The sequence below is a fragment of the Mesorhizobium sp. M7D.F.Ca.US.004.01.2.1 genome, from assembly GCF_003997785.1.
GTDB lineage: Bacteria > Pseudomonadota > Alphaproteobacteria > Rhizobiales > Rhizobiaceae > Mesorhizobium > Mesorhizobium loti.
Genome location: NZ_RZRQ01000574.1, coordinates 1 through 2243, shown reverse-complemented (window position 1 = coordinate 2243; position 2243 = coordinate 1). Strand labels below are relative to the sequence as shown.

Annotated in this window: 2 protein-coding genes and 1 pseudogene; 2 read left to right on the top strand and 1 reads right to left on the bottom strand. The window is 62.4% G+C overall.

The genetic code is table 11. The annotated features are described in order from the left end of the window. Window positions 1-74 precede the first annotated feature (74 nt). Complete coding sequence (locus EN993_RS34915; RefSeq protein ID WP_127266156.1) at window positions 75-1037, bottom strand: zincin-like metallopeptidase domain-containing protein; 963 nt, start codon at window positions 1035-1037, stop codon at window positions 75-77. Window positions 1038-1325: 288 nt separating this feature from the next. On the opposite strand from EN993_RS34915, the gene EN993_RS34910 reads away from it, so the two are divergent. Next, a complete protein-coding gene (locus tag EN993_RS34910; protein ID WP_127266155.1) occupies window positions 1326-2075 on the top strand; it encodes a hypothetical protein in 750 nt (249 codons plus the stop codon). Between the two features lie 83 nt (window positions 2076-2158). Then, window positions 2159-2243, top strand: a pseudogene (locus EN993_RS38165) (SOS response-associated peptidase); the annotation flags it as partial.

Genomic DNA, 2243 nt, shown 5'->3' with positions numbered 1-2243 from the left:
CCCCTCTCACTCTCCTGGCCACCGAACCGGGAAGCCGGCGAAGCGCGATCCCGAATCCGGGTCGGCGTGGCCCATCACGCCGCCTTCCGTTTGTCATTCACTGCTGCCGCGGTCGCTTGCTGATCGACGCCAGGCTGGAAACCGAGGATGAACTCGGCGGCCTTCGAGGCGGCGCTGGCGGCACGGACAATGGCGCGATTGTCCTCTCGCAGGACCGCCAGCCATGAGCCGATGTAGTCGGCATGGCGCACCGTCGGCACGATGGCGAGAGAAGCGCAGACAAAGGCCCCTGCCATCTCTGCCACCAGTTCCTCCCGCGCATAGGATTTGGAGCCGAAGGAACCGGCCATATCACGGCCGAGCCGGGAGGAATGACCCGACCAATGCCCCAGTTCATGGAATGCGGTGCGGTGCCAATTGATCGGTTCGAAATAGGCGGCTGGCGGCGGGACCTGCACGAAGTCGCTCGCAGGGCTGTAGAAGGCGCGGCTGCCTCCGATCCGAAAATCGGCGCCGGTGGCCCGGATCAGCGCCTCTGCTTGCGGTTCGATCATGCCCGGGAGAGGTGGCGGTGCGACGGCGGCGATGTCCTGCGGCAGGTTCTCGCATTGATCGGCGTTGAAGACTGTGAAGCGTTTGAGAAATGGAATCGCCTGTGCCTTGTCCCCGCTCTCGCGGGCTCGCTTCTTCTCGTCGTCGGGCACGAAGCGGTCGGCGTAGACGATGGTCGTCCCATGTTCTCCCTTCCTGACATTGCCGCCGAGCCCGAGCGCCTGGCGGAATGTGAGCCAGCTCTGGCCGGTGAAACCGTGCTCGATGACCGCGCCCCACAGGATCAGAATGTTGATGCCGGAGTAGCGCCGGTGGGTCGACGCGTTTTCCGGCACGGCGAGCGGCGCCTTTGCCGCCGCTGTGCCCCAGGGCTGCACCCACGGGATGCGTCCGGCTTCCAACTCGGCGATGATCTTGTCGGTGATTTCCTGATAGAGGCCTGGCCGGTCGTTGCCGGAACGGGCGCCAGCGGTGTTTCTGGGCATCGCGGTTCTCCGCGACGGGCGCCAGGAGCCTCTCTCCCGACTTTCAACCCGTCACGGCAAACCCGGTCCGCACTCTCACTCTCGTCGCCACGTCTCGATACCCACCAGTTGGAAGGAGCGTCGGCGCGACCGATCTCGCGTCGGGGATGGAAGCCCGTATGGGTGAAGACCGTCGCAGGCGGGGCTTCAGCTTTGCCGACGGCCCGGCCCTGCAAGGGAGACGTCCGGCAGGCCCTTGCTTCATCAGCTGTTTGCGCACGGAACGAAATTCTCACGCAGCAATTATCGATGCAAACCAAGCGTGGATGTTGCATGCCGAGGTTCCATGAGACATGGCAAGTTGAGCCGCACGGCCGTTTGGAAACGGTTGCTGACGGTCTCTTGACGGTCAGCGGCGAAATCCAGATGCCGCTTGGCCATTTTCCGCGACGAATGACGGTCATCGGCTTGGTGGGAGACCGCACCGCGATCTGGAGCTGCATTCCCCTTGCGGAACCGGAAATGCAGGAGATTGAAGCGCTCGGCGATCCAGCCTTTCTCATCGTGCCGGGCCCTGGCCATCGGCTCGACATCAAGCCTTGGAAGCTTCGCTATCCCCGAGCGAAAATTGTCTGCCCGCCAGGGGCGCGGGAAGCCGTGGAGAAAGTTATCAAAGTCGATTCAACTGCGAATATCTTCGATGATCCTTCCGTTCGCATGGAGACGGTGCCGGGTGTGGCCGAAAAGGAAGCGGCGCTGCTCGTGCGCCGCGACGGCAGTACAACCCTTGTCGTCAACGACATCCTAGCCAATGTCCGCCACCCCCATGGGATTGGTGCCCACATCATGGCGCGTGTGCTTGGCTTTGGCGTTGACCGGCCGAGCATGCCGCGTGTTGGCAGGTGGTTCTTTGTCAAGGACGGCAAGGCGCTGGGCGCGGCTTTCCGCAAATGGTCTGATGAGCCCGACCTTGAGCGCATCATTGTAAGCCATGGAGATGTCATCACCGACAAACCACGCAAGGTGCTTGGGCGGGTCGCCCAGGATTTCGGAGCATAGCAGAAAATTTGTAGCCGGTGGCGTTGCGGGCAAGCCGCGCTATTTTACATAACTCTGCAACTGACCGAACGCGTGGGGCAGCTATGTGCAATGACTATGAGCAGCATATCGCCTGGGCCGAATATTGCCGGATGATGCAATCACTGGCGCTCGACATTCCCACCCATC

Coding starts and splice junctions, on each gene's coding strand:
- EN993_RS34915 (WP_127266156.1), bottom strand. CDS start 1,037: ATGCCCAGAAACACCGCTGGCGCCCGTTCCGGCAACGACCGGCCAGGC.
- EN993_RS34910 (WP_127266155.1), top strand. CDS start 1,326: ATGCAAACCAAGCGTGGATGTTGCATGCCGAGGTTCCATGAGACATGG.